This window comes from Gellertiella sp. DMC107 (genome assembly GCF_056313605.1).
On the sequence record NZ_JBQUZZ010000004.1, the window covers coordinates 141,115 to 166,991 of the forward strand.

Sequence of the window (25,877 nt, forward strand, 5' to 3'; positions counted from 1 at the left end):
ATCATGGAGACATGCTTGGCAGGTTCATCACTCCTCGATCGCATACCCCTTGAAGCCTTTCGTGTTTTCGACGCCGCCTGCCGTCACATGAATTTCAGTCGGGCCGGCCGGGACCTGAACATTACCCAAGCCGCCGTCAGCCGGCGTATCAAACTCTTGGAGGATGAGCTTGGTTCGCCCTTGTTCTCCCGCCGTGGCAAAAATCTTGCGCTGACGCCTGCCGGTGAGCGCCTCTCGCTCCGGGTGCGTTCGACCCTGGAATATCTCGAGGAAAGCCTGGAGCCCTTTCGCAGTGCGCGGTCGGAAATGATCTCGCTGGCTGCAAGCGGCTCGGTATCGCATCTCTGGCTGGGAGAAAGGCTCCGAGCCTTTGCCAAGGAAAATCCGACTGTCAGCCTTCGGTTGATGACGACCGACTCTCCAGCCGAACTGGCCTCGGAAAACAACGATCTCGTGATCCTCTATTCGACCGGTGACCACCCGCGCTGGCATCTGACCTTGCTTTTCCAGGAAGAGCTTGTGCCGGTGGCCTCACCCCTTTGCCTCGGAAAACGAACTGCGGAAGCCGCTCGTCTCTCGGCCGATGAGATCGCCGCGCTGGGTTTGATTGACTATGAGCGATTCAATGCTCACTGGATCTCGTTCCGCCAATGGTTCGGCAGGCTGGCAACGCCTCCGAAGGATGCAGTTCCGCCGCCACGATTTTCCTTCTCCACCTACGCGCTCGCCATCAATGCGGCCTTGGCGGGTGATGGGGTGGCCCTAGGCAGCCGGGCCCTCATCGCCACCCATCTGGAGGAAGGACGGCTCGTTGCGCTAGGGGCGGAAAGCCTTCGAACCGGCTTCGGCTATTACATCGGGCTGCCGAAAGCCCGAGACGTCAGTCCCGCGGTGAGAGCTTTGCACGATGCTTTGGCCAAGCCCGGGGACCAATGAAAAAAGCGGCCCTGAAGGCCGCTTTTATACACTTAATGTTCGTTGACCCTATCAGGCCGGAACGACGATACCGTTCAACTGCGTCAGTTCATTGAGGAACTGCTCAAGTCTGGACTTGTGTTCGTCGTTCGACGCATTCGCGACGTCAGCTCGGGCGGCTTCGATGCGGGCATCGAGCGCGGCCTTGTTCATCTCGGTCAGCGGAATCGCCGATTCGGCGAGGAGCGTGCATCCGGTCGGCAGAATATCGGCAAAACCGCCGAAAACCACATAGCGGCTGACCTTGCCGGCCGCATCCTTGACCGATACGACGCCCGGCTTCACGGTGGTCATGGTGGGAGCGTGGTTGGCCAGAACGGTCATTTCGCCTTCGGTGGCGGGAATAACCACTTCGGTGACCTTTTCGGACAGAAGCAGCCGCTCCGGAGACACGAGCTCAAAATTGAAATTGTCAGCCATGACGGTTCACTTTCGATTGGTCAAATTCGGCACGCCTTGGGATTGGCGTAGAAAGGGCGCGCGGACAAAAACCGCGCGCCTTCGTCAAAGCAGAAATCAGGCGGCTTCGGCAGCCAGCTTCTTCGCCTTTTCGATCGCTTCTTCCATGGAGCCGACCATGTAGAAGGCAGCTTCCGGCAGGTGATCGTATTCGCCGTTCACCAGACCCTTGAAGCCCTTGATGGTGTCTTCGAGAGCGACCAGCTTGCCCGGCGAGCCGGTGAAGACTTCGGCCACGAAGAAGGGCTGCGACAGGAAGCGCTCGATCTTGCGGGCGCGGGCCACGGCCAGCTTGTCTTCTTCGGACAGTTCGTCCATCCCGAGGATGGCGATGATGTCCTGGAGAGCCTTGTAGCGCTGCAGGGTCGACTGAACCTTACGGGCCACTTCGTAGTGCTCTTCACCGACAACCATCGGGTCGAGCATGCGCGACGTGGAGTCGAGCGGGTCCACAGCCGGGTAGATACCCTTTTCTGCGATCGAACGGGACAGAACCGTCGTTGCGTCCAGGTGGGCGAACGAGGTTGCCGGTGCCGGGTCGGTCAGGTCGTCGGCGGGAACGTAAATGGCCTGAACCGAGGTGATCGAGCCCTTGGTCGTGGTGGTGATGCGTTCCTGCATCGCGCCCATGTCGGTCGCGAGCGTCGGCTGATAGCCCACGGCCGAAGGAATACGGCCGAGAAGTGCCGACACTTCCGAACCTGCCTGGGTGAAGCGGAAGATGTTGTCCACGAAGAACAGAACGTCCTGGCCCTGGTCACGGAAGTGTTCTGCAACGGTCAGACCGGTCAGAGCGACGCGAGCGCGGGCGCCCGGCGGTTCGTTCATCTGGCCGTAGACGAGCGCGGCCTTGGAGCCTGCGCCGCCGCCATGCTTGTTCACGCCGGATTCGATCATTTCGTGGTAGAGGTCGTTGCCTTCACGGGTGCGCTCACCCACGCCTGCGAACACCGAGTAACCACCGTGCGCCTTGGCGACGTTGTTGATCAGTTCCATGATGAGAACGGTCTTGCCGACGCCTGCGCCGCCGAACAGACCGATCTTGCCGCCCTTTGCGTAGGGAGCGAGCAGGTCCACGACCTTGATACCCGTTACGAGGATCTGTGCTTCGGTCGACTGTTCGACATATTCAGGCGCAGCCTGGTGGATCGCGCGGCGTGCGGAGGTTGCCAGCGGGCCGGCTTCGTCCACCGGTTCGCCGATAACGTTCATGATGCGGCCGAGCGTTTCGTCACCGACCGGAACCGAGATCGGAGCGCCGGTGTCGACGACTTCCTGACCGCGAACCAGACCTTCGGTCGAGTCCATGGCGATGGTGCGCACGACGTTTTCGCCGAGGTGCTGTGCGACTTCGAGAACCAGACGGTTGCCGAGATTGTTGGTTTCAAGCGCATTCAGAATGGGCGGCAGCTCACCGTCGAACGCCACGTCCACAACGGCGCCGATGACCTGGGTCACCTTGCCTGCCGAACCTTTTACCGGGTTAGCCATTTTTCTACCCTTTTCCTTGACCTTTAGAGCGCTTCCGCGCCCGAAATGATTTCAATGAGTTCCTTGGTGATCTGCGCCTGACGCTGGCGGTTGTAGGAAAGCGTCAGCTTGTTGATCATCTCACCGGCATTGCGGGTCGCGTTGTCCATCGCGCTCATCTTTGCGCCCATTTCACCGGCCACGTTCTCGAGGAGCGCGCGGAAAATCTGGACCGAAATGTTGCGCGGGATCAGATCCGAGAGGATCGCGGCCGCGTCGGGCTCATATTCGTAAACGGCGGTGGCAGCCCCCGCGGAAGCGGAAGTGGCGGCCGGCGCGGCTGCGGGAATGAGCTGGAGCGCGGTCGGGATCTGCGAGATCACCGACTTGAACTCGGAATAGAACAGCGTGCAGACGTCGAATTCACCCTGGTTGAACAGGGCGATCACTCGCCGGCCGATCGCATCGGCATTTTCAAAGCCGATACGCTTCACGTCGCGCAGATCCATGCGCTCGATGATGAGGCTGGCGAATTCGCGCCGAAGGCTGTCGAAGCCCTTCTTGCCCACCGTCAGGATCTTGACCGTCTTGCCTTCAGCCAGAAGCTTGCGGGCATGGTCACGGGCAAGGCGGGAGATCTGCGAGTTGAAGCCGCCGCACAGGCCGCGTTCGGCCGTGCAGACGACGAGCAGATGCACCTTGTCATTGCCCGTACCGGTCATCAGACGCGGTGCGCTGTCATCGCTGCCAACCGCCTGGGCGATATTGGCGAGAACAGCACCCATGCGCTGCGAATAGGGCCGGGCGGCCTCGGCCGCCTCCTGCGCACGCCGAAGCTTCGCCGCGGCGACCATCTTCATCGCCTTGGTGATCTTCTGCGTCGCCTTGACGGAGGCGATCCGGTTTTTCAGATCCTTAAGTGAAGGCATCCGTTATTCCGTCCTTGGCTGGAGACCCGATCAGGCGAAAGACTTGGCGAACGAGTCCAGCGCAGCCTTGAGCTTTGCCTTCGTATCGTCGCTGATAGCCTTTTCCGAGCGGATCGTTTCGAGGATCGAAGCCCCTTCCGAGCGGAGATAGGACAGCAGGCCCTGTTCGAACTTGCCAACCTGGTTCACCGCGATCTTGTCGAGGTAGCCATTCACGCCAGCGAAGATCACTGCGACCTGCTCTTCCGTCTTCAGCGGCGAGAACTGCGGCTGCTTCAGGAGTTCGGTCAGGCGGGCACCGCGGTTCAGCAGGCGCTGGGTCGCAGCGTCGAGGTCCGAACCGAACTGCGCGAAGGCAGCCATTTCACGATACTGGGCAAGTTCACCCTTGATCGAGCCGGCAACCTGCTTCATCGCCTTGATCTGGGCCGAGGAGCCCACGCGGGAAACCGACAGACCGACGTTCACGGCCGGGCGGATACCCTGGTAGAACAGGTCCGTTTCAAGGAAGATCTGGCCGTCGGTGATCGAGATCACGTTGGTCGGAATGAAGGCCGAAACGTCGTTGCCCTGGGTTTCGATAACCGGCAGAGCGGTCAGCGAACCGGCCTTGTTGTCGTCGTTCAGCTTTGCTGCACGCTCAAGCAGGCGGGAATGCAGGTAGAAGACGTCGCCCGGATAGGCTTCGCGGCCCGGCGGACGGCGCAGCAGCAGCGACATCTGGCGGTAGGCAACGGCCTGCTTGGACAGGTCGTCATAGGCGATCAGTGCATGCATGCCGTTGTCGCGGAAATATTCGCCCATGGCGCAGCCGGCAAACGGAGCCAGGAACTGCATCGGAGCGGCGTCGGACGCGGTAGCGGCAACAACGATCGAGTACTTGAGAGCGCCACGCTCTTCGAGAACCTTCACGAACTGTGCAACGGTCGAACGCTTCTGGCCGATGGCCACGTAGACGCAGTACAGCTTGTCGTTTTCCGGGCCGTTGTCGTGGATCGGCTTCTGGTTCAGGAAGGCGTCCAGGATGATGGCGGTCTTGCCGGTCTGGCGGTCGCCGATGACGAGCTCGCGCTGGCCACGGCCAACCGGGATGAGGGCGTCGATGGCCTTGAGGCCGGTCGACATCGGCTCATGCACCGACTTGCGGGGAATGATGCCGGGAGCCTTGACGTCCACGCGGGCGCGGCGGGTCGCATTGATCGGGCCCTTGCCGTCGATCGGGTTGCCGAGCGCGTCGACGACGCGGCCAAGCAGTTCCGGACCGACCGGCACGTCCACGATGGCGCCAGTCCGCTTGACGGTGTCGCCTTCCTTGATGTCGCGGTCCGAGCCGAAGATAACGACGCCGACATTGTCGGCTTCGAGGTTCAGCGCCATGCCGCGGATACCGCCGGGGAATTCCACCATTTCGCCAGCCTGGACGTTGTCCAGACCGTAAACGCGGGCGATACCGTCACCGACGGAGAGCACCTGGCCGACTTCCGAGACTTCTGCCTCTTTGCCGAAATTTTTGATTTGATCTTTCAGAATTGCGGAAATTTCCGCGGCGCGGATATCCATCAGCCAACCTCTTTCAGTGCAAGCTTAAGGGTAGAGAGTTTGGTGCGAAGCGACGTGTCGATCTGACGCGAGCCGACCTTCACGATCAGACCACCGAGAATCGAGGGATCAACCGTGACATTCACGGTGACGTCCTTTCCGGTGACGCCCTTCAGCGCCGCCTTCAATTCGCTTTCCTGCGCTGGCGTCAGCGCATGAGCCGAGGTGACCTCGGCAGAAACTTCGCCCCGGTGACGGGCGGAAATCGCCCGGTAGGAGCGGATCATGCCCGAGAGGGCAAACAGACGACGGTTGCCGGCAACCACCTTCAGGAAATTCGTCGCGAGAGCGCCGAGACCGGCCTTGGAGGCCAGTGCGACCAGCGCCCTGGACTGATCCTCGGCGGTAAAGACGGGGCTTTCTACCAGACGCTTCAGGTCCGCGCTCTCGTCGAGCATGGCCTGGACGCGATCCAGATCCTTGCCGGTTTCAGCGACGGATCCAGCCTCGAGCGCAAGCTCGAACAGCGAGGAAGCATAGCGTTCTGAGACGCCAGAATTCAGCTGGGATGTGTCTGCCACGGCCCCAAATTTCCCTGATTTTGATCCAGGAATCCGGCCACCCTTTATAGGTAGTCGTATCACCTTGAAATCGCTTCAATTTTCCCCAAGAAAGACAAGATCGCTTTCTTGCGCTTTCCGTAATTCGCGGTCCGTCTAGCATAGGAGATCAGGACTCGCAACACGCGTAAAGCATTCAAATGCCCGAAACGGCCCTTTCTGTCGGCATTTTCGCTGCGAACGGATACGGCTTTGGCCACGGCGCAAGGCCTGCACGCGGAAGCCCGGTCTTACAGAAAACCGAAGAAATAACCGAGTGGAAGGGCACTCAAAACGATTTGCACAACCAGGAATATATAATTTCGCAGCGTACTTCCTTGGTCGGATAGAATGGAAATGATGCGCGCAAAGGCCGCGACCGCGAAAGCGGTGCCCAGGCTGAAGTAGACGAAAGGCTGAGCCACGAGAATCGCGGACAGCCCGGCGCCGAAATAGACACCTCCCAGGCTCGAGCGCATTTCCGAATAGGGCGCTGTCGACCGATCCGGTCGCTCGAAACCGAGAATGCGCAAGGAAAAGCCGGGCGCAAGCAGCATCATGAGACCGAGCAAAGCCGTAAAGGCCGCGGCGCCGAAGGCGAGCTGCTCGCCCCACTCGGTCGGCAAGGTGAATTCCATCTTTTCCCCCCAAGGATAGGATCAAACCGCCGGGTTATGCCACGCCGAGGCGGGAAAGGGAATCCGGCCTTTCGATATGCGATAGCCCGCTCGGGAACGAACCGGACTAAAGAAAACTCTGAGGGTCGATATCAAGCTGCACATGGACCGAGCCGCGCTCCTTCGGCCCCTTGGCCAGCATGGCGCGGAGAAAGCCCTGCATGTCCGCGTGCCGCGGGCCATGGACCAGGAGGCGGAAACGATGCCGGCCCCGGATCAGGGCGATTGGCGCTTCAGCCGGACCCAAAACGGCAATTCCGGAAACCGCCGGCGCTGCGAGGCGAAGCCCGCGGGCATGCGCCTCTGCATCTGCCCGGTTGTCAGCGGACACGATGACGGACGCCAGACGTCCGAAGGGCGGCAGGCCGGCCCTTTCCCGCTCGCCGATCTCCCGGTCATAGAAGGCATTCGCATCCCCTGAAACGATGGCTTGCATGACCGGATGGTTTGGCTGGTAGGTCTGAAGAAGACCGTGGCTTTTCAGCCCGGAACGTCCGGCGCGACCGGTGACCTGCGAGAGAAGCTGGAAAGTGCGCTCTGCAGCCCGGGGATCGCCATTGGCCAGCCCCAGATCCGCATCCACGATCCCCACAAGGGACATCAGCGGAAAGTTGTGACCCTTGGCGACCAGCTGGGTTCCGATGACAATGTCGGCCTCGCCTTTCGCGATGGCTTCGAGCTCCAGGCGGAGCCTTTTCACGCCCCCCAGCAGATCAGAAGAAAGCACGATCGTGCGGGCATCGGGGAAGTGTTTTTCGACCTCTTCCGCAATCCGCTCCACGCCGGGACCGCAGGCGACCAGATGGTCGAATGTCCCGCATTCGGGGCAGCAATCCGGAGTTTTTTCCGCATAGCCGCATTGATGACATTGGATCTGACCGCGGAAACGGTGTTCCACCAGCCAGCTCGAACATTGAGGGCACTGGAAACGATGCCCGCAGACCCGGCACAGGGTGAGCGGGGCGTAACCGCGGCGATTGAGGAAAAGAAGCGCCTGTTCGCCCTTGGCGATCGTCTTGCCGATGCCTCGGATGAGCACCGGAGAAAGAAAGCCTCCCCTCTCCGGCGGATGGCGGCGCATGTCCACGAGATGAAGGTCGGGAAGTGCGGCTTCGCCGAACCGGACCGGAAGATGAATTGTACGATAGCGGCCCGACAGTCCATTGACCTGGCTTTCTACCGAAGGCGTTGCCGAGACGAGAACCACCGGAAAGGCACCGATATGCGCACGAACCACGGCCATGTCGCGGGCATTGTAAAACACCCGGTCCTCCTGCTTGTAGGCAGGATCGTGCTCTTCATCCACGATGATCAGGCCCAGATTCTCGAATGGCAGAAAAAGGGCGGAGCGAGCCCCGGCCACCACGCGGACATCCCCTGTCGATACCTGTCGCCAGACCCGCTCCCGGGTGCGCGGGGGAAGATCCGAATGCCACTCGGCCGGCTTGGCACCGAACCGATCCTGAAAGCGCTCCAGGAAACTCGCGGTCAGCGCAATTTCCGGCAGGAGAATCAACACCTGTCTTCCCTGCCGAAGGGTTTCGGCAATGGCTTCGAAATAGACTTCCGTCTTGCCGGAGCCGGTGATCCCGTCCATCAGCGAAACGCTGAATGCCTGCGCTTTCACTTCGGACAGGAGTTCGGCAGCAGCGTCCGCCTGTGCCCCTTCCAGACGCGATGCCGTATAATCCGGATCAGGCGGCGGCACGACCGGTGGCGGAGCGATGAAGACGGGTTCCAGCACCCGCTGCGTTGCCAGCCCATCGACGACACTGGTGGAGACGCCGGCCGCATGGGCCAGCCCGGAACGGGTCCAGGACAAGCCATCCTCGGCGAGCTCCAGCACCCGTTGGCGTGAAGGCGTCAGCCGCTCGGGCTTTTGTCCGGTGAAGCGCAGGCCCTCCACCATCGGCTCCGGCTCAAAGCCGGCCGGTGCCCGCAAAGCCATGCGGACGACCAGCCCAGGCGGAGAGAGCGTGTATGCGGCGACCCAGTCGAGAAACCGGCGGTGCCTTTCATCAAGCGGCGGGCAATCGAACAGCTTGGTGATGGCGCGCAGTTTCTTCGGGTCCACCTGATCGTCAGGAACACCGTCCCAGACAACGCCGAAGACCTGCCGGGGTCCCAGCGGAACCTGAACGATAGAGCCCGGAACCGGATGCATGTCGGCAGGCACGGCATAGGAATAGGGTCTGGGTGCCGGCATGGGAACCATGACCGGCACGACGTGATGGAGGGGTGCCGGAGCAGGTCCCCCGAAAAGATCGTCTGTCGCCCTGCTCATTCGTCCGCCCTGCTGCCATCCAGAAGAAGCCCCGCAATACGGGTTTCGCCCCCCACTTTTTCGACCACCCTCGGGCGACATCCCGTGAGCAGGGCGATTTCCTGCGCCAGGAGCGGAGAGTGGGTGACCACCCAGACCTGGGTCTTCTCCGCTGCACCGGCAATCAGTCGGGCCAGGGGTTTCAGCATAGCGGGATGCAGGCTCGTTTCGGGTTCATTGAGTGCGATCAGGGGGGGCAAGCGATAGGCAAGCAGGGCCCCGCAAAGGGCAAGGAACCGCAATTGCCCATCGGACAGTTCGCGAACCGAAAAGACCCGTTGCGGAAACTCAGGCAAGCGGAATGCAAAGCTGGCGTCCGTAACGGGCTCCGGGATCACCAGCGACGCCCCTTCCAATGCGTCGTGAACGGCGCGGTCGAGTTCCGTGCGATCTCCGGCAATATGGGCAACAGTCGCGAGAACGGCCGCCAGATTGCTCCCATCCTCCGCAAGTGTCGGTGCCGTGGCCGGGCGACCCGGCTGGCGCAGGGGGGATTGCGGATCGGTGCGAAACCCGTGATAAAACCGCCAGCGACCGACAAGGCGGCGAAACAAGGCCACTTCCGGACTGCGCCCCTCATCCGCCAGCAGGCCGAGTGCAGTCTCAGATGCCAGCACCTCGCCTTCATAATCCGTCATGCGACCCTTCTCGTCCCGCATGCGGACATGCTCCCGATCCCGGATCATCACGCTCACCTGGCGGGTGCCCACCGTTACGGCCAACTCCTCTTCCTTGACATGGGGCTCATGGGAAAAGGCCGCAGACACGGGTGGGGGCTGGCCGATCTCAAGCCGGTAGCGGTAATCCGTCGCGGTCTCCTCATCCCGCAAGGTTACGTCCAGCCGGATGCGTCGTTTCTCGGTCTTGGTCCAAACCCCGCTCCATAAGGCAGAATGCATCCCCCCTTCGTCGAGCAGGTCATCCGCCAGACGGTTGGATGCAGCCGAATGAACAAGGCGCATCGCATTGTAAAGATTTGATTTTCCCGCTCCATTCGCTCCCGAAAACACCTCGACAGGCCCGAGATCCATCCGGATCGCATGCAGCGAGCGATAGCGGTGTACGGCAAAAGAATGAAGGCGCATGTGTCTCTCCTAGCGCGATTCAGCCGAATTCCAAAGGGAAAACAAGTACAGAACAGGAACCTGCCGTCCGATCTCCTTAAGGCTTCGGTAACCCTGGCTCCCCACAATCAGCCGGCGAGCGCGAAAGGGTATATGGGTGGACGAAATTCTGATCATGGCCGATCCGGCCCTTTTGACAGAACGGGAAATCTGGCTGGACACACTCTCCCTCGAAAGGCGGTTGTCCCGGCTTACGATCGATGCCTATGAACGCGACACGCGCCAGTTTCTGCTTTTTCTGACCCGGCATCTGGGCGAGCCGGCCACATTCGGGCATATGGCCGCCTTGCGCGTTGCAGATCTTCGCGCGTTTCTGGCAAGCCGCCGCAAAGACGGTGCGGAATCCCGCACGCTCGGACGCAATCTGGCTGGTATCCGCTCCTTCATCCGGCATCTGGAAAAGAAGGGCCTGGCGAATGGCGCGGCGGCCGGAGCCGTCCGGTCCCCGAAACAGCCCAAAAGTCTCCCCAAACCCCTCTCCTCTTCCGAAGCCGTTCAGGTGACCCGGTTCGAGACCCAGATGCGGGACGAACCATGGATTGCCGCGCGGGACGCTGCCGTGCTCGGGCTTCTCTACGGATGCGGGCTGCGCATTTCGGAGGCGCTTGGCTTGACGCCTGCCGATTTTCCAGAGGGGGTCACGAGCCTGCGCGTCATCGGCAAGGGCGGAAAAACAAGGCTCGTTCCGCTGATCGAGACGGTGGTTCTCGGTGTCCGGGATTATATGCGTCTTTGCCCGCTGGCGCTGCCCCCGAATCAGCCCCTTTTCCGGGGCCAGAAGGGAGGCCCCCTGCAGCCGGCGATCATCCAGCGGGCCATGCAGACGCTGCGCGGTGCCCTCGGCCTGCCGGACACAGCAACACCACACGCCTTGCGCCACTCCTTTGCCACCCATCTGCTGGGAGGCGGGGGCGACTTGCGCAGCATTCAGGAGCTGCTCGGCCATGCCAGCCTCTCCACGACCCAGATCTATACGGGCGTGGATGCTGCCCGCCTGCTGGATATATACGACCGCGCCCACCCACGGGCGTAAGGATGCGTTCACCATCCTCCTTAAGCAAAAAGGAATGCCATCAGGGTTAATCAGGGATCAATCCATAATCGGAAGAGATCATGACGATTGCCATCAGCTCCAAGCGGATCACGCTTCCCGCATCCCTTTCCAACCTTGTGTTCTGGACGGTTGCCTGCCTGCCTTTTACACTTCTCGTTCTTCTCTTCGTTGCCCTGTTTACCCTCTCCCCGGCCCGCGCGGATACGATCGCTTGCACCGGAAAGAACATTCTGTCGGAGCTCTCCGGCAATCCAGGGCAACTGGAGGCGCTGCGAAAGGAGGCCGCGGCCGTTCCCAATGGCAAAGGCCTGTTGTGGAAGATCGAGAAGGAGGGGATCGCTGCATCCTATCTGCTGGGGACCATGCACCTGACCGATCCGCGCGTGCTTGCCCTGCCGAAGGCTGCAAAAGGGGCATTCGAAAACAGTGGAACGGTGATCGTGGAATCCACCGAAGTGCTGGACGAGACCAAGGCGGCCGCAGCCCTTCTGGCCCATCCGGAACTGACCATGTTCACGGACCAGACCACGATCAGCAGCCTTTTGCCGGCTGAGGAAAGCGCGCGGTTGGAAGCGGGCCTGAAGAGCCGGGGCATTTCCCTGGCCGCCGTTCAGAAGATGAAACCCTGGATCATCGCAAGTTTCGTCAGCCTGCCCGCCTGTGAAATGGCCCGCAAGGCCGGTGGTGGCTCGTTCTTGGACAAGAAACTGGCAGAGGACGCCAAGGCGTCAGGAAAGACGCTCGAAGGGCTGGAAACCGCCCTGGAACAACTGAACGCGATGGGTGACATTCCCATGAAGTTTCACTTGCAGTCCCTGATCGAGACGCTGGAACTGGGCACCCGGATGGACGACATCACGGCGACCATGGTCGATCTTTATGTGGCAGGCGATATCGGAATGATCGTTCCGACCCTGAAATTCGCAGCAAAAGAAAAGCTCGGAGAAACGAACGACTATGCGAATTTCGAACAGCGCATCATTGTTGACCGCAACCATGTGATGGCGGACCGGGCGTCCCCGATCCTGGCGAAAGGCAAGGCATTTATGGCTGTGGGCGCGCTTCACCTTCCCGGCAAGGAGGGCGTGATAGAACTGCTTCGCGCAAAGGGATTCCGCGTCACCGCCGTGAATTGACGCGTGAGACGACTGCACGTTTCATGGTCGAGCGAACGATGAGCTTGTGAAAAGGCATCACCGCAGCGAGATAGAGGCGACCGGCCAGATTGTGCCGTTTGACCAGGGTGGTTGCCCGCACCCTCTGGCTCCCCTGCTCCCCATCGGCAAGACTGACCACGACGCGAAAATCGAGATGCCAGTCATCGAAACCGAGCACAACTTCTTCCCGGCTGGTCCGAACCACCGGAAACGGGCCGATCATCGGCACCGACCCATCCGAGCCCTGTGCGGAGGCCGGCTTCAGGCCGACGAGGGCAGCCAGACGGTTGCGCAAGGCCAGCAGAGACCTGGCCCAGCCCGGCATCGGGCCGAGTAGATGCAAGGCGGCCTCTGCGGCGCTCGAAACCGGGGAGGAAAGGCATATTTCGGCCGCATCCGCCCAATCCGCCCCCTCGAGAGCCCCGTTCGGAAGAACGGGGGTGACCGCGTAAGGTCCGGTTCTGGCCGAGGTCATCCGGTCAACCGGTCGTCATTCTCGTCATGATGTTGGACTTCCACACCAGACGATGAACGGGAACGGCCAGAACGTGCACGACGATCAGCACCCAAAGCACCAGCTTGACCGGGCCGGCATGCAGGAAGCCGGCAACATCGACATCGGCGTAATATTTCAGCGCGCCCAACACCGGCATGGCGAAGAACAGCAGATAGAAGGCGCTGTGGGCCAGCTTGGCGGCCAACTGAAACGCCGGCGGCTCCTCGGCAGGCGCATCCGGTGCACCTTGCACCAGACGAAGAAGAAGCCGCAGCAAGCCGAGCGCGAGGATCGCGAAACCGACATAAGCGTGGATATTCGCCGCCGCAATCTGATCGGGAGTCACCGAGCCACTGTCCATCGCCTCGTCCCATTCTTCAATGCCGTCGGAGAAGATGAGATTGAAGAAAATCAGAAGAGCCATCAGCCAGTGAAGGGCTTTTTGCGGAAGGGTGTAGGCCATGGGGCTTGAGGAAACCATTTCTTGCCTTTTATCAATCAGTTAAGTTGATCGAAGCCGACAATAGAACGGGCGGCTTCCCAAAGAAAGCCGCCCGCGCCGATTTACGAGAATTTAATACTGGCTGTCATGGTCACATGTGGATGGGCTTGAAGAAGGTGGCAAGCGCCGCCTCCTTGACCGCCTCGGACATGGTGGGGTGCGCGTGGCATGTGCGCGCCAGATCCTCGGAGGAGCCGCCGAACTCCATGAGCACGGCCGCCTCATGGATCATTTCGCCGGCGCCGAAACCCAGAATATGCACGCCGAGAACCCGGTCGGTCGCCTGATCCGCAAGGATCTTGACCAGTCCGTCGGTTACCTGCATGGCGCGGGCGCGGCCATTGGCCGTAAAGGGAAACTTCCCCACCTTGTAGGCGACACCTGCGGCCTTCAGCTCCTCCTCGGTCCTGCCGACGGAAGCCACTTCGGGCTGCGTATAGACGACACCCGGGATCACGTCGTAATTGACGTGACCATGTTGGCCAGCGAGAATTTCGGCCAGGGCCACACCTTCATCTTCTGCCTTGTGCGCAAGCATCGGACCTTTGACCACGTCACCGATGGCATAAATGCCGGCAACGCTGGTTTCGTAGTGATTGCCGATTTCCACCCGCCCGCGATTGTCGAGCTTCACACCGGCCTCTTCCAGGCCCAGACCGGCGGTGTAAGGCTTGCGGCCGGTCGCGACCAGCACCACGTCGGACTCGATGGTTTGCGCTTCGCCGCCCTTGACGGGTTCGAAGGTAACCTTGGCGCCGCTTGCACCCTTTTCCACCGCAGTGACCTTGGCGCCCACCTTGAATTCGATGCCCTGCTTGCCCATGATCCGCTGGAACTGCTTCGAAATCTCCGCATCCATGCCGCCGAGAATGGTGTCGAGATATTCGACCACGGTGACCTTTGCGCCAAGCCGGGACCAGACGGAACCCAGTTCGAGGCCGATAACGCCGCCGCCGACCACGACGAGCGATGCGGGCACCTTGTCCAGCGCGATTGCACCCGTGGAGGAAACGATGACCTTCTCGTCGATTTCGACCGGAACGCCCGGAATACCGGCCACATCGGAGCCCGTGGCAATCACGATATTCTTTGCCTCGATTTCCTGAACGTCGCCCTTGTCATTCGTGACGGAGACTTTGCCGGGGGCCACGATCTTGCCGGTTCCATGGAAGGTCTCGATCTTGTTCTTCTTGAACAGGAAAGACACGCCATCCACGTTGGCCTTCACCACGGAATCCTTGTGGCCCATCATCTTTTCCAGGTTGAGACCGGGCTTGGATACTTCGATGCCGAGACTGTCCATGCCGTGATTGACATGGGAAAACATTTCGGAGGCATGCAGCAGCGCCTTTGAAGGAATGCAGCCCACATTCAGGCAGGTGCCGCCGTGGGTCGCACGTTTTTCGATGACTGCGGTTTTCAGGCCGAGCTGCGCTGCCTTGATCGCACAGACATAGCCTCCAGGTCCGGTGCCGATGACAACCACATCATATGCCATGGATTTTGCCTCCTCGACGGTCAACGGCCGCCGCTTACATTGAGAATGGCACCCGTGATGTAGGATGCCTGGGGTGAAAGTAGAAAGAGCACGGTCTCGGCGACCTCGTCCGCAGTACCCGCCCTTTGCATGGGAATGGCGGGGGCAAGGTCCCGGGCCCGGTTCGGCAGCCCGCCGGATGCATGAATTTCCGTATCGATGATGCCGGGTCGAATGGCATTGACCCGCACGCCCTCGGCAGCCACCTCGCGGGCAAGTCCTATGGTCAGCGTGTCGACTGCGCCCTTCGATGCGGCATAGTCCACATACTGGGCAGGAGAGCCGATAACGGCTGCCATCGACGAAATGTTGACGATGGCGCCGCCCTCACCGCCATGGCGGGTGGAGAGCCGGCGAACGGCTTCGCGGGCAGCGACGACCGCGCCCAGCGTATTGACCCGGAACATACGCTCCAGCCTTTCATCGGACATCTCGTCCAGCCGGGCGGTCTGGTCGACAATACCGGCATTGTTCACGAAAGCGTCCAGGCGACCGAAGCGTTCGATCACAGAATGAAAAAGATGCATGATTTCCGCGGGTTCTCCGACATCGGCCTGAAAGGCTTCAGCCTGCCCACCCGCTTCGCGGATCTGCGTCACCACACTTTCGGCAGCACTCCGGTTGCCGGCGTAATTGACCGCCACCTGCCAACCCTGTTGCGCCGCCTTGATTGCAACGGCACGTCCGATGCCGCGACTTCCGCCCGTTATCAGCAACACCTGTCGATTCATGGTTTGCACTCCGTCAGCTGGAAGGAATCGGAAATGCTGGCAAGTTTCCATTTCTCGGCAAGGGCCGATGCGGCAAGAACCGGCCCGAGACCCGCAAACAGCAGACGGGAGCCCGCCTTTTCGTTTCCGGAAGGCAAATTGCCAATCCCGCCGGTCTCGCTAATCGCATAGACATAGCCCTCGTAACCCGTGCAGGCGCGGATATCGTCACCGGTCACATCGCCTTCGGGACAATCCTTTTCGATATGCGCCGCCGTACGGACCGGCTCTTCCGTATCCATCACCAGTCCATCGAGGGTCACCTTGCCGTCAGAAAGGGCAAATCGATGGGTCACGGCTGCCGCCTTGTCTGTCAAGGGACGGAAAGAAAGCGTATAGGAGCCTTTGTCAGCCTTGTAGACAGCCTCTGACTGGACACAGTCCAGAGCCCTTGCAGGACCGCCGCTGAGAACGATGGCCGGAAGCAGCCCGGCTATGGAGACTGCGCGCCGCATCCATCAATATCCGTAGGCGCCGGCCATCATCAGGGCAAGGCCGATCAGCGAAGCCATCCAGATGGCAGAACGCACCCGGCCCAGGCCGAAAATATAGGCGGGCAGATAGCAGGCGCGGGCAACCAGCCATAGCCACGCGCCGGCATGACCCAGAGCAGTGAAATGACCCGTCATCCAGGTTGCCAGCATGAGCGCCAGAAAGAACGGATAGGTTTCAAGGAAATTGCGCAGGGCCCGAATGCCCCGCCCGGCCAGCAGGTTGGGTTCCGGGTCATGATCCCGGTTGACGTCGTCATAGCCGATCTGCCCGCGCAACAGCATGGCATGCACGATGAGGTAGACGAAGGCGAGGGCAACACTGAGCAGGAGAACATTCAGTTCCGGGGTCATTCCGTCTCATTCCATCCAAGCTTGAGAAAAGGCCTTAGGGCGGACGCGAAGCGGCCGCCCCAGCCATCAATCAGAGATCGAGAACCAGACGTTCCGGATCCTCGAGGCTTTCCTTGACCCGGACCAGGAAGGTAACGGCTTCCTTGCCGTCCACGATACGATGGTCATAGGAGAGCGCCAGATACATCATGGGACGAATGACAACCTGTCCGCCGACGGCGACCGGGCGATCCTGGATCTTGTGCATGCCGAGAATCCCCGACTGCGGTGCGTTCAGGATCGGAGAGGACATCAACGAGCCATAGACACCACCGTTCGAGATGGTGAAGGTTCCCCCCTGCATGTCGGCCATGGAAAGCGCGCCGTCACGGGCAAGCTTGCCGAGACGGCCGATATCCTTCTCGATGCCGGCGATCGACATCTGGTCCGCATCGCGAACGATGGGAACGACGAGGCCCTTGTCGGTGCCCACAGCAACGCCAATATGGCAGTAGTTCTTGTAGATGATGTCGGTGCCGTCGATCTCGGCATTGACCGCCGGAATTTCTTTCAGCGCATGGGTGACGGCCTTGGTGAAAAAGCCCATGAAGCCCAGCTTCACGCCATGCTTCTTTTCGAAGATATCCTTGTAGCGGTTGCGCAGGTCCATGACCGCGCTCATGTCCACCTCGTTATAGGTGGTCAGCATGGCCGCCGTGTTCTGTGCATCCTTGAGGCGCTTGGCAATGGTCTGGCGCAGGCGGGTCATCTTGACGCGCTCTTCACGACCGGCATCTTCCACGGCGGAAGGCGCGCGCGGTGCGGCGGGTACGGGAGCAGGTGCAGCCGCAGACGGACCCTTGGCGATAGCGGCGATCACGTCGCCCTTCAGTACCTGGCCTCTCTTGCCGGATCCTTCGACATCGGCCGCAGAGACATTGTTGTCCGCCATGAGTTTGGCGGCTGCCGGAGCAGCCGGCATGGCGGATACAGCCGGTGCAGGGGCTGTTGCAGCCGCAGGCTGGGCGGCAGGAGCGGGCGCGGCGGCCGGAGCGGCTGCGGCAGCGGCAGCACCGGCGGCGATCTGGCCAAGAAGCGCGCCAAGACCGACGGTCTCGCCGGCCTGGGCCGTGATTTCCGCCAGCGTTCCGGCTGCCGGTGCGGGGACTTCGATGGAAACCTTGTCGGTTTCGAGCTCAAGCAGGGGCTCATCGGCTTTCACCGTATCGCCCACCTTCTTGAACCACTTGCCGACGGTGGCTTCGCTGACGGACTCGCCAAGGGTGGGAACGCGGATTTCTGTCGCCATGGTTTAGGTTCCTGAGTGGGTTAAAGCGTGTTGCGGCGGACGTCCTCACGCCTGCCTGAGGATAAGGGATGGAATGGGGAACAGGTCGTAACGGAAGCCAAGGCCGGCCCGGATGACGGGATCATCCTGCGCCAGCCCCTTCGCTGCCATCTCGTCTGCACAATCTACGATCGCCATGCCGAAAGGGCCTGCCGGATCGAAGACAGGACCGACAGCAATGGCTGTCCGGTCTTCCGTCTTGTCTTTCCAATAGACCGAATGCTCCGCCATGGCGGCCAGCTCCTCGCCCGATGCATCACCGGGAAAGGAGGGCCGCGGGCCAATGAGCTTCAGCATGAAGAAAGCCATGGATCAGCCCCCGAGCGCGTCTTCGAGGAAGGCCGCGAGCTGCGCCAGATGCTTCGACATCAGGCCCGTTGCCGGAGAGGCAGCCGCAGGACGGCCCGTATAGCGCACGCGCTGATACTTGGCATCGATATGCGCCAGCACCCATTCCAGATAAGGATCGATGAACGACCAGGCGCCCATGTTCTTCGGCTCTTCCTGGCACCAGACCATTTCCGCATGACGGAACCGCGAGAGTTCGTTGATCAGCGCCTTGGCCGGGAACGGATAAAGCTGCTCGATGCGCAGCAGATAGACATCGTCGATCCCCCGCTTCTCGCGCTCTTCAAAGAGATCGAAATAGACCTTGCCGGTGCACATGACCACGCGGCGGATCTTGTTGTCTTTTTGGAGCTTGATCGGGCTGTCCTTCAGCACCTCCGCATCGTCCCAGAGCAGGCGATGGAACGAGCTTTCGCCAGCGAGCTCGGCAAGGCTCGACACCGCACGCTTGTGGCGCAACAGCGACTTCGGCGTCATCAGGATCAGCGGCTTGCGGAAGTCGCGCTTCATCTGGCGGCGCAGGATGTGGAAGTAGTTGGCCGGCGTCGTGCAGTTCGCGACCTGCATGTTGTCTTCCGCGCAAAGCTGCAGGAAGCGCTCGAGGCGGGCGGAGGAATGTTCCGGGCCCTGGCCTTCATAGCCATGCGGCAGCAGGCAGACGAGACCGGACATGCGCAGCCACTTACGTTCGCCCGAGGAGACGAACTGGTCGAACACCACCTGCGCGCCGTTGGCGAAATCGCCGAACTGGGCTTCCCATAGGGTGAGCGCGTTCGGACGGGCCAGCGAGTAACCATACTCGAAGCCCAGCACGGCCTCTTCCGAGAGCATCGAGTTGATGACTTCGTAGCGGGCCTGGGTGGGCGAGAGATTGGCCAGCGGAATATAGCGGGCCTCGGTCTCCTGATCGTAAAGCACGGAATGGCGCTGCGAGAAGGTGCCGCGTTCGCAATCCTGACCCGACAGGCGGATCTTGACCCCGTCGAGGCAGAGCGAGCCGAAGGCCAGTGCCTCGGCCATGGCCCAGTCGATTCCCTCTCCGGTCGCGATCATCTGGGCGCGGTTGTCCATGAAGCGCTGCAGCGTCTTGTGAATGTTGAAGCCGGCAGGCACTTCGGAGATCTTACGCCCGATTTCCTTCAACGACTTCATCGGAACGGCTGTCTTGCCGCGACGCTGTTCGTCGGCATTGTCGGCCACGCGCAGACCTGCCCACTGGCCATCGAGCCAGTCGGCCTTGTTCGGCTTGTAGGACTGGCCGGCCTCGAACTCCTGCTCGAGATGGGCACGCCAGTCGGCCTTCATCTTTTCATATTCGCCGTCGGAGATCAGGCCTTCGGCAATCAGACGGTCCGCATAAAGCTGCGATACCGGCTTGTGGCCACGGATGACCTTGTACATCTTCGGCTGGGTGAATGCAGGCTCGTCGCCTTCATTATGGCCGAAGCGGCGGTAGCAGAACATGTCCACGACGACCGGCTTGTGGAACTTCATGCGGAATTCGGTCGCGACCTTGGCCGCATAGACCACCGCTTCCGGATCGTCGCCATTGACGTGGAAGATCGGCGCTTCGATCATCTTGGCCACATCGGACGGATAGGGCGAAGACCGGGAGAAGCCCGGATTCGTCGTGAAGCCGATCTGGTTGTTGATGATGAAATGCATGGTTCCGGCAACCCGGTGACCCCGAAGGCCCGAGAGACCGAGGATTTCCGCCACCACGCCCTGGCCGGCAAAAGCGGCATCGCCATGAATCAGCAGCGGCAGGACCTTGGCCCGTTCGCGAAGCGGAATGATATCGCCTTCGAAAACCTTGGCCAGCATGTCCTGCTTGGCGCGCGCCTTGCCCATGACAACAGGATTGACGATTTCCAGATGCGACGGGTTTGCCGTCAGCGACAGATGCACCTTGTTGCCATCGAATTCGCGATCGGAGGAAGCACCGAGGTGGTACTTCACGTCGCCGGAACCCTCAACCTCATCGGGTTTGAAGGATCCGCCCTTGAACTCGTGGAAGATCGCCCGGTGCGGCTTGTTCATCACCTGGGACAGCACGTTGAGACGGCCACGATGCGCCATGCCGAACACGATTTCCATCAGGCCCTCGGAACCACCGCGCTTGATGATCTGCTCGAGTGCCGGAATGAGGCTTTCGCCGCCGTCGAGACCGAAGCGCTTGGTCCCCTTGTATTTGACGTCGATGAACTGCTCGAAGCCCTCGGCTTCAATCAGCTTCTGCAGAATGGCCTTCTTGCCCTGCGGCGTAAAGAAGACACCCTTGTCGGCGCCTTCGATACGCTCCTGAATCCAGGCCTTTTCCTCCGGATTGGAGATATGCATGAACTCCACGCCGAGCGTCGAGCAATAGGTACGCTCGAGGATCGCCAGCATCTCCCGGACCGTCGCATATTCGAGGCCCAGCACGTTGTCGATAAAGATCTTGCGGTCCAGATCCTTCTCTTCGAACCCGTAGGACGAGGGAGAAAGCTCGTTGTAATCCTCGATGCGAGCGGCAAGGCCCAGCGGATCGAGATTGGCGTGCAGGTGACCGCGCATGCGGAACGCCCGGATCATCATGATGGCGCGTACGGAATCGCGCGTTGCCTGCAGCACGTCGGCGGGGTTCACGGGAGCGCCGGTTTCGGCAGCTTTGTTTTCGGCCTTGGCCTGAACCTTCTTGCCGATTTCCTTTTCGACCGTACCCCAGTCGCCATCCAGCGCGGAGACCAGATCGTTCTTCGGCGGCAGCGGCCAGTTGGATCGACGCCAGGAGGCACCCTCGGCCGCCTTCTTCACATCCGCCGGATTATCATCGAGCGCCTTGAAGAACGCCTGCCATTCCTCGCCTACCGAGGCGGGGTTGTCCTGATAGCGCGCATAGAGCTGGTCAATATAGGCAGCATTCGCACCGTCGAGGAACGAGGTGATCTGAAACTGCTCGTTGGCTTCTTGCCTTGCCATGGTGTTTCGCGGGGAATGCCCGCCTCCTTGGTTGGTTGAGGTCGCCCCCGGATGGCCCTGTCCTGTCCATCGTCGGGCCTGCCCATGCGCCGGACTGACATCGCCCGTCGCACCACCGAAAACCGGCTTTTGTTCGCATGATCGTCCCGCCTTGTTGCAGCGCAGCACACCATCCGAAAATGCCGATACCGGACAGGGGAGCCCGCTCTGGACGCCCATGCCCGGTATTGTTCATGTCGCGGGATCAGCCCTTGAGGACTTCCACCAGCGTCTTGCCGAGACGGGCCGGCGAAGGAGACACGCGGATGCCCGCTGCTTCCATCGCGGCAATCTTCGATTCCGCATCGCCCTTGCCGCCGGAAACCACGGCACCCGCATGGCCCATGGTGCGGCCCTTCGGCGCGGTGCGACCGGCGATGAAGCCGGCCATCGGCTTCTTGCGGCCCTTCTTGGCTTCATCGATGAGGAACTGCGCCGCATCTTCTTCAGCCGAGCCGCCGATTTCGCCGATCATGATGATCGACTTCGTGGCTTCATCGGCGAGGAAAAGCTCCAGAACGTCGATGAATTCGGTGCCCTTCACCGGATCGCCGCCGATACCGACAGCGGTCGTCTGGCCGAGGCCCTCATTCGTGGTCTGGAACACGGCTTCATAGGTCAGCGTTCCCGAACGCGAGACGATACCCACCGAACCCTTGCGGAAGATCGAGCCCGGCATGATGCCGATCTTGCATTCTTCAGGAGTCAGGATACCCGGGCAGTTGGGGCCGAGCAGACGCGACTTCGACTTGTCGAGCTTGGCCTTGACCCGGACCATGTCCATGACCGGGATGCCTTCGGTGATGCAGGTGATGAAGGGAATTTCCGCTTCGATCGCCTCGATGATGGCATCGGCAGCACCGGCCGGCGGTACGTAGATGACGGTTGCGTCTGCGCCCGTCTTTTCCTTGCCCTCTGCGACGGATGCAAAGATCGGCAGGCTTTCGCCCTTCGAGCCGGTCCAGGTTTCCCCACCCTTCTTCGGATGGATACCGCCGACCATCTGCGTGCCGTAATAGGCAAGCGCCTGTTCGGTGTGGAAAGTCCCGGTCTTGCCGGTCAGGCCCTGAACGAGAACCTTGGTGTTCTTATTTACAAGAATCGACATTTCGTTCCGGTCCTTCCGTTAGCCGTTGATCGCCGCGACGATCTTCTTGGCGGCATCGTCGAGATCGTCGGCCGCCGTGATTGCAAGGCCGGACTCGTTGAGGATCTTCTTGCCAAGCTCGACATTGGTGCCTTCGAGACGAACCACCAGCGGAACCTTCAGCCCCACTTCCTGAACCGCTGCCACCACGCCCTCTGCGATGACGTCGCACTTCATGATGCCGCCGAAGATGTTGACGAGGATGCCCTCGACCTTGGGATCGGCCGTGATGATCTTGAAGGCCGCAGCAACCTTGTCCTTGCCGGCGCCGCCACCCACGTCACAGAAGTTCGCAGGTTCCTTGCCATACAGCTTGATGATGTCCATGGTCGCCATGGCCAGGCCGGCGCCGTTCACCATGCAGCCGATATTGCCGTCGAGAGCGACATAGGCGAGGTCCCACTTGGAGGCTTCGATTTCCTTGCTGTCTTCCTCGGTCTCGTCGCGCAGCGCCCGTACGTCGTCGTGGCGGAAGAGGGCATTGCCGTCGAAAGATACCTTGGCATCGAGAACGCGCAGACGATCATTCTTCATGACGATCAGCGGGTTGATTTCCAGGAGCGACATGTCCTTCTCGTTGAAGGCCTTGTAGAGGATCGGGAAGAGGGATTTCGCATCTTCTGCAGCGGCACCCTGAAGCGCAAGCGCCTGGGAGATCTTCGCCACATCCGCTGCGGTCACGCCGGTTTCCGGATCGATCGCGATCGTATGGATCTTCTCAGGCGTATCATGGGCAACCGCCTCGATATCCATGCCGCCTTCGGTCGAGACGACGAACGCAACGCGACCAACCGAGCGGTCGACCAGCAGCGAGCAGTAAAGCTCGCGCGCAATGTCCGCGCCATCTTCGATGTAGAGGCGGTTGACCTGCTTGCCGGCTTCGCCCGTCTGGGCGGTCACGAGCGTGTTGCCGAGCATGTCCTTGGCATTGGCGACAACTTCATCGATCGACTTGGAAAGACGAACGCCGCCCTTCGCATCCGGACCGAGCTCCTTGAACTTGCCCTTGCCGCGACCGCCGGCATGGATCTGGCTCTTGACCACATAGAGAGGACCGGGAAGCGACTTGGCAGCCGCCTCCGCTTCTTCCACCTTGAAGATCGCCACGCCATCGGCGACCGGCGCACCACAGCTCTTCAGCAGAGCCTTGGCCTGATATTCATGAATATTCATGGGAAATCCTTCGATCTGTTCTTCGGATAGCCGGCTTACTTCAGCGAGGGCTGGATGTTGATGCAGGCTTCGCAGAGGCCAGCCACGGCTCCGACCGACTTGTCGAAGGCTTCCTGCTCCTGCTTGTTCAGATCGATTTCGATCACGCGCTCGATGCCGCCCGCGCCGATGACGGTCGGCACGCCGACATACATGTCCTTCACGCCATACTGGCCGGACAGATGGGCCGCGCAGGGCAGGACGCGCTTCTTGTCCTTGAGGAAGGCCTCGGCCATTTCGATCGCCGATGCGGCAGGCGCATAATAGGCAGAGCCGGTCTTGAGCAGGCCGACGATCTCGGCGCCGCCGTCACGGGTACGCTGGATGATTTCTTCCAGGCGCTCCTTGGTGCACCAGCCCATCTTCACGAGATCGGTCAGCGGAATGCCGGCAACCGTGGAGTAACGGGCGAGCGGCACCATCGTGTCGCCATGACCGCCGAGAACGAAGGCGGTGACGTCCTGAACCGAGACATTGAATTCGGAGGCGAGGAAATGGCGGAAGCGACCGCTGTCCAGCACGCCAGCCATGCCGACCACCATGTTCTTCGGCAGGCCGGAGAACTTCTGCAGCGCCCAGACCATGGCGTCGAGCGGGTTGGTGATGCAGATCACGAAGGCGTTGGGGGCATATTTCTTGATGCCGGCACCCACCTGTTCCATGACCTTGAGGTTGATGCCGAGCAGGTCGTCGCGGCTCATGCCGGGCTTGCGCGGTACACCGGCGGTGACGATGCAGACATCGGCGCCTTCGATGGCGGAATAGTCACTGGCACCGGAGAGATTGACGTCGAAACCCTCGACCGGGCCCGACTGGGCGATATCGAGGCCTTTGCCCTGGGGAACGCCATCGGCGATATCGAACAGAACGACGTCCCCGAGTTCCTTGAGGCTGGCGAGATGCGCCAGCGTGCCGCCGATCATGCCCGAACCAATCAATGCGATCTTTTTCCGCGCCATAGATGTGCTTCCTTTGCGAGCCAAAACTGTGGCCTCCGGAGCGAACGGGAAAGCCACCTCGGGCAAAAGGCATAGTCCTACCCGATCAAAATGGCAATCGATTCTTTAGGCATAAGCAGTTTCAATCGGTTAGAAGATAAATATCTTACGTTCACGTAAGATATTCAATGCCCGGCCGACGCATTTCTGTCACGATCGGAGCGGTGGAGCGCCAGATAGTCGGCGCTTCGCATTTCGAAAAGTCGGGATATCGTCCGGTCGAATTCGAAGCCTTCCACACCCTTTTTCTCGGTCAGAAGATGCTCCGGCCACGCAGCGGCAGAAAGGAACAGACGCACGGAGTGATCGTAGAACGCGTCGACCATGATAATGAAGCGCTTGGTTGCATTGCGTTTTTCCGGCCCAAGCCGCGGCACGTGGTCGATGAGGATCGCATCGAAATGCTCGGCCAGCGCCAGATAATCGGAGGCACCAAGGGGCGCTTCGCAGAGATCTGCAAAGGAAAATCGAGCCACCCGGCCGCAGGCCTGGGCAACATGAAGGTTGCGCCCCTTCATGGGAATATCGCGCGAGGTGACGGCATGGCCGCTTGTCATCGTCTTCCAGGCCTCATCCATCAGACGGTCTGCCTCCGGCGAAAGAGGAGCGTGATAAACGGGAAGGCTTTCGAGCTTTTCCATGCGGTAATCCGTCGGACTGTCGAGGGTGGCGACGTCGACATGAGTCTTGAGAATATCCACGAAGGGCAGGAAAAGTGACCGGTTCAAACCATCGCGATAGAGATCGTCGGGCGCCACATTGGAGGTCGCAACCAGCACGCAGCCACGCTCAAAAAGGGCAGAGAACAGGCGGGACAGGATCATCGCATCGGCAATGTCGGTCACCGTAAATTCGTCGAAACAAAGGAGCTGAGCTTCCCGATAAAGCTCCTCGGCCACGGGAGGCACCGGGTCGGTTTCCTTCGTTTCGCCATTCTTCAACTTTTGGCGGTGCGCATGAATGCGCCCGTGCACATCGGCCATGAACTCGTGAAAATGCGCCCGCCTCTTCCTTTCGACCGGCGCCATGGCAAAGAACATATCCATGAGCATCGTCTTGCCGCGGCCGACCGAGCCGTAAACATAGAGACCGCGCACGGAAGCGCCCCTCTTTCGCTTGGCCGCAAACAGCCAGCCCAGAGCGCTCGTCTTGGCCGCCGCCCGTTTCTCGCGAAGCTCCAGCAGAATGCCATCGAGCTTCAGCGCGATACCCAGCTGCACCGGATCGACCCGCAGTTCCCCTGTCTCCGTCAACGCCTTCAGCTTTTCGCTGACGCTGATGGCATAGTCGGGCATGGGCTGCATGGGTTTGTGTTCCGAAGTTTGATGTCAGCAGAGCAGGTTGCGGCAGGGAAACGGGACCTCATGGCCCTTGTGTCGCATGGGACCA

Annotated in this window: 24 protein-coding genes; 3 read left to right on the top strand and 21 right to left on the bottom strand. The window is 60.8% G+C overall.

Going from position 1 to position 25,877, the window contains the following annotated elements; translation table 11 throughout:
• Window positions 1-15: 15 nt before the first annotated feature.
• Window positions 16-936 (top strand): LysR substrate-binding domain-containing protein, encoded by a 921-nt coding sequence (locus ACT54B_RS14495; protein WP_476045793.1) that lies wholly within the window; start codon window positions 16-18, stop codon window positions 934-936.
• 51 nt (window positions 937-987) lie between these two features.
• Here ACT54B_RS14495 and ACT54B_RS14500 read toward each other — a convergent pair whose 3' ends face one another.
• The 8 genes from ACT54B_RS14500 to ACT54B_RS14535 form a co-directional block, all read right to left on the bottom strand.
• The gene (locus ACT54B_RS14500) at window positions 988-1,395 is read right to left on the bottom strand and encodes a F0F1 ATP synthase subunit epsilon (protein ID WP_476045794.1); all 408 of its coding nucleotides are present in this window, start codon (window positions 1,393-1,395) and stop codon (window positions 988-990) included.
• 96 nt (window positions 1,396-1,491) lie between these two features.
• A complete protein-coding gene (gene atpD, locus ACT54B_RS14505) occupies window positions 1,492-2,925 on the bottom strand; it encodes a F0F1 ATP synthase subunit beta (RefSeq protein WP_476045795.1) in 1,434 nt (477 codons plus the stop codon).
• A 23-nt stretch (window positions 2,926-2,948) separates the two neighbouring features.
• Window positions 2,949-3,833 carry a F0F1 ATP synthase subunit gamma gene (locus ACT54B_RS14510; RefSeq protein ID WP_476045796.1) on the bottom strand — a complete coding sequence of 295 codons (885 nt, stop codon included), beginning with the start codon at window positions 3,831-3,833 and terminating at the stop codon, window positions 2,949-2,951.
• Window positions 3,834-3,863: 30 nt separating this feature from the next.
• Window positions 3,864-5,393: a F0F1 ATP synthase subunit alpha gene (atpA, locus tag ACT54B_RS14515; protein WP_476045797.1), complete on the bottom strand. Its 1,530-nt coding sequence runs from the start codon at window positions 5,391-5,393 to the stop codon at window positions 3,864-3,866.
• The gene (locus ACT54B_RS14520) at window positions 5,393-5,953 is read right to left on the bottom strand and encodes a F0F1 ATP synthase subunit delta (protein ID WP_476045798.1); all 561 of its coding nucleotides are present in this window, start codon (window positions 5,951-5,953) and stop codon (window positions 5,393-5,395) included. Before ACT54B_RS14520 ends, atpA begins: the two co-directional genes overlap by 1 nt.
• Before the next feature lie 269 nt (window positions 5,954-6,222).
• Window positions 6,223-6,609 carry an AGROH133_08824 family phage infection protein gene (locus ACT54B_RS14525; protein ID WP_476045799.1) on the bottom strand — a complete coding sequence of 129 codons (387 nt, stop codon included), beginning with the start codon at window positions 6,607-6,609 and terminating at the stop codon, window positions 6,223-6,225.
• Window positions 6,610-6,715: 106 nt separating this feature from the next.
• Entirely contained in the window at window positions 6,716-8,932 is a 2,217-nt protein-coding gene (locus tag ACT54B_RS14530) for a primosomal protein N' (protein ID WP_476045800.1), read from the bottom strand.
• Window positions 8,929-10,056: an AAA family ATPase gene (locus tag ACT54B_RS14535; RefSeq protein ID WP_476045802.1), complete on the bottom strand. Its 1,128-nt coding sequence runs from the start codon at window positions 10,054-10,056 to the stop codon at window positions 8,929-8,931. The genes ACT54B_RS14530 and ACT54B_RS14535 overlap by 4 nt, the downstream gene beginning before the upstream one ends.
• 154 nt (window positions 10,057-10,210) lie before the next feature.
• On the opposite strand from ACT54B_RS14535, the gene ACT54B_RS14540 reads away from it, so the two are divergent.
• Both ACT54B_RS14540 and ACT54B_RS14545 read left to right on the top strand, forming a co-directional pair.
• Window positions 10,211-11,128, top strand: a complete 918-nt coding sequence (locus ACT54B_RS14540; RefSeq protein ID WP_476046223.1) for a tyrosine recombinase XerC — start codon at window positions 10,211-10,213, stop codon at window positions 11,126-11,128.
• A gap of 80 nt (window positions 11,129-11,208) precedes the next feature.
• Window positions 11,209-12,285, top strand: coding sequence for a TraB/GumN family protein (locus ACT54B_RS14545; protein WP_476045804.1), 1,077 nt, complete (start codon window positions 11,209-11,211; stop codon window positions 12,283-12,285).
• Here ACT54B_RS14545 and ACT54B_RS14550 read toward each other — a convergent pair.
• The 13 genes from ACT54B_RS14550 to zapE form a co-directional block, all read right to left on the bottom strand.
• Window positions 12,269-12,781, bottom strand: coding sequence for a DUF2867 domain-containing protein (locus tag ACT54B_RS14550; protein ID WP_476045805.1), 513 nt, complete (start codon window positions 12,779-12,781; stop codon window positions 12,269-12,271). The two genes, ACT54B_RS14545 and ACT54B_RS14550, sit on opposite strands and share 17 nt — an antisense overlap.
• Window positions 12,782-12,785: 4 nt before the next feature.
• On the bottom strand, window positions 12,786-13,265 hold the full coding sequence (locus ACT54B_RS14555; protein WP_476045807.1) for a cytochrome b: 480 nt from the start codon (window positions 13,263-13,265) through the stop codon (window positions 12,786-12,788).
• 130 nt (window positions 13,266-13,395) lie between these two features.
• Window positions 13,396-14,802, bottom strand: a complete 1,407-nt coding sequence (gene lpdA, locus ACT54B_RS14560; RefSeq protein WP_476045808.1) for a dihydrolipoyl dehydrogenase — start codon at window positions 14,800-14,802, stop codon at window positions 13,396-13,398.
• A 20-nt stretch (window positions 14,803-14,822) separates the two neighbouring features.
• A complete protein-coding gene (locus tag ACT54B_RS14565) occupies window positions 14,823-15,572 on the bottom strand; it encodes an SDR family oxidoreductase (RefSeq protein WP_476045810.1) in 750 nt (249 codons plus the stop codon).
• Window positions 15,569-16,066: a hypothetical protein gene (locus ACT54B_RS14570; RefSeq protein ID WP_476045812.1), complete on the bottom strand. Its 498-nt coding sequence runs from the start codon at window positions 16,064-16,066 to the stop codon at window positions 15,569-15,571. Before ACT54B_RS14570 ends, ACT54B_RS14565 begins: the two co-directional genes overlap by 4 nt.
• A gap of 3 nt (window positions 16,067-16,069) precedes the next feature.
• Window positions 16,070-16,456 carry an MAPEG family protein gene (locus ACT54B_RS14575; protein ID WP_476045814.1) on the bottom strand — a complete coding sequence of 129 codons (387 nt, stop codon included), beginning with the start codon at window positions 16,454-16,456 and terminating at the stop codon, window positions 16,070-16,072.
• A 70-nt stretch (window positions 16,457-16,526) separates the two neighbouring features.
• Window positions 16,527-17,744 (bottom strand): 2-oxoglutarate dehydrogenase complex dihydrolipoyllysine-residue succinyltransferase, encoded by a 1,218-nt coding sequence (gene odhB / locus ACT54B_RS14580; RefSeq protein ID WP_476045815.1) that lies wholly within the window; start codon window positions 17,742-17,744, stop codon window positions 16,527-16,529.
• Between the two features lie 45 nt (window positions 17,745-17,789).
• Entirely contained in the window at window positions 17,790-18,092 is a 303-nt protein-coding gene (locus ACT54B_RS14585; RefSeq protein WP_476045816.1) for a YciI family protein, read from the bottom strand.
• A 3-nt stretch (window positions 18,093-18,095) separates the two neighbouring features.
• Window positions 18,096-21,092 carry a 2-oxoglutarate dehydrogenase E1 component gene (locus tag ACT54B_RS14590; RefSeq protein WP_476045817.1) on the bottom strand — a complete coding sequence of 999 codons (2,997 nt, stop codon included), beginning with the start codon at window positions 21,090-21,092 and terminating at the stop codon, window positions 18,096-18,098.
• A gap of 244 nt (window positions 21,093-21,336) precedes the next feature.
• Complete coding sequence (gene sucD, locus ACT54B_RS14595) at window positions 21,337-22,239, bottom strand: succinate--CoA ligase subunit alpha (protein WP_476045819.1); 903 nt, start codon at window positions 22,237-22,239, stop codon at window positions 21,337-21,339.
• Window positions 22,240-22,257: 18 nt separating this feature from the next.
• Window positions 22,258-23,451, bottom strand: a complete 1,194-nt coding sequence (gene sucC, locus ACT54B_RS14600; protein ID WP_476045820.1) for an ADP-forming succinate--CoA ligase subunit beta — start codon at window positions 23,449-23,451, stop codon at window positions 22,258-22,260.
• A 35-nt stretch (window positions 23,452-23,486) separates the two neighbouring features.
• Window positions 23,487-24,449, bottom strand: a complete 963-nt coding sequence (gene mdh / locus ACT54B_RS14605; RefSeq protein ID WP_476045822.1) for a malate dehydrogenase — start codon at window positions 24,447-24,449, stop codon at window positions 23,487-23,489.
• Between the two features lie 164 nt (window positions 24,450-24,613).
• Window positions 24,614-25,792 (bottom strand): cell division protein ZapE, encoded by a 1,179-nt coding sequence (gene zapE / locus ACT54B_RS14610; protein WP_476045824.1) that lies wholly within the window; start codon window positions 25,790-25,792, stop codon window positions 24,614-24,616.
• Between the last annotated feature and the right edge of the window lie 85 nt (window positions 25,793-25,877).

Excerpts from the sequence above, each read along its gene's own strand:
- ACT54B_RS14530 (WP_476045800.1), bottom strand. The coding sequence starts at position 8,932 with ATGAGCAGGGCGACAGACGATCTTTTCGGGGGACCTGCTCCGGCACCC.
- ACT54B_RS14545 (WP_476045804.1), top strand. The coding sequence starts at position 11,209 with ATGACGATTGCCATCAGCTCCAAGCGGATCACGCTTCCCGCATCCCTT.
- ACT54B_RS14535 (WP_476045802.1), bottom strand. The coding sequence starts at position 10,056 with ATGCGCCTTCATTCTTTTGCCGTACACCGCTATCGCTCGCTGCATGCG.
- ACT54B_RS14500 (WP_476045794.1), bottom strand. The coding sequence starts at position 1,395 with ATGGCTGACAATTTCAATTTTGAGCTCGTGTCTCCGGAGCGGCTGCTT.
- atpD (WP_476045795.1), bottom strand. The coding sequence starts at position 2,925 with ATGGCTAACCCGGTAAAAGGTTCGGCAGGCAAGGTGACCCAGGTCATC.
- ACT54B_RS14550 (WP_476045805.1), bottom strand. The coding sequence starts at position 12,781 with ATGACCTCGGCCAGAACCGGACCTTACGCGGTCACCCCCGTTCTTCCG.
- odhB (WP_476045815.1), bottom strand. The coding sequence starts at position 17,744 with ATGGCGACAGAAATCCGCGTTCCCACCCTTGGCGAGTCCGTCAGCGAA.
- ACT54B_RS14510 (WP_476045796.1), bottom strand. The coding sequence starts at position 3,833 with ATGCCTTCACTTAAGGATCTGAAAAACCGGATCGCCTCCGTCAAGGCG.
- atpA (WP_476045797.1), bottom strand. The coding sequence starts at position 5,393 with ATGGATATCCGCGCCGCGGAAATTTCCGCAATTCTGAAAGATCAAATC.
- ACT54B_RS14590 (WP_476045817.1), bottom strand. The coding sequence starts at position 21,092 with ATGGCAAGGCAAGAAGCCAACGAGCAGTTTCAGATCACCTCGTTCCTC.
- ACT54B_RS14585 (WP_476045816.1), bottom strand. The coding sequence starts at position 18,092 with ATGGCTTTCTTCATGCTGAAGCTCATTGGCCCGCGGCCCTCCTTTCCC.
- ACT54B_RS14555 (WP_476045807.1), bottom strand. The coding sequence starts at position 13,265 with ATGGCCTACACCCTTCCGCAAAAAGCCCTTCACTGGCTGATGGCTCTT.
- zapE (WP_476045824.1), bottom strand. The coding sequence starts at position 25,792 with ATGCAGCCCATGCCCGACTATGCCATCAGCGTCAGCGAAAAGCTGAAG.
- ACT54B_RS14565 (WP_476045810.1), bottom strand. The coding sequence starts at position 15,572 with ATGAATCGACAGGTGTTGCTGATAACGGGCGGAAGTCGCGGCATCGGA.
- lpdA (WP_476045808.1), bottom strand. The coding sequence starts at position 14,802 with ATGGCATATGATGTGGTTGTCATCGGCACCGGACCTGGAGGCTATGTC.
- sucD (WP_476045819.1), bottom strand. The coding sequence starts at position 22,239 with ATGTCGATTCTTGTAAATAAGAACACCAAGGTTCTCGTTCAGGGCCTG.
- ACT54B_RS14525 (WP_476045799.1), bottom strand. The coding sequence starts at position 6,609 with ATGGAATTCACCTTGCCGACCGAGTGGGGCGAGCAGCTCGCCTTCGGC.
- ACT54B_RS14570 (WP_476045812.1), bottom strand. The coding sequence starts at position 16,066 with ATGCGGCGCGCAGTCTCCATAGCCGGGCTGCTTCCGGCCATCGTTCTC.
- ACT54B_RS14575 (WP_476045814.1), bottom strand. The coding sequence starts at position 16,456 with ATGACCCCGGAACTGAATGTTCTCCTGCTCAGTGTTGCCCTCGCCTTC.
- ACT54B_RS14540 (WP_476046223.1), top strand. The coding sequence starts at position 10,211 with ATGGCCGATCCGGCCCTTTTGACAGAACGGGAAATCTGGCTGGACACA.
- mdh (WP_476045822.1), bottom strand. The coding sequence starts at position 24,449 with ATGGCGCGGAAAAAGATCGCATTGATTGGTTCGGGCATGATCGGCGGC.
- sucC (WP_476045820.1), bottom strand. The coding sequence starts at position 23,451 with ATGAATATTCATGAATATCAGGCCAAGGCTCTGCTGAAGAGCTGTGGT.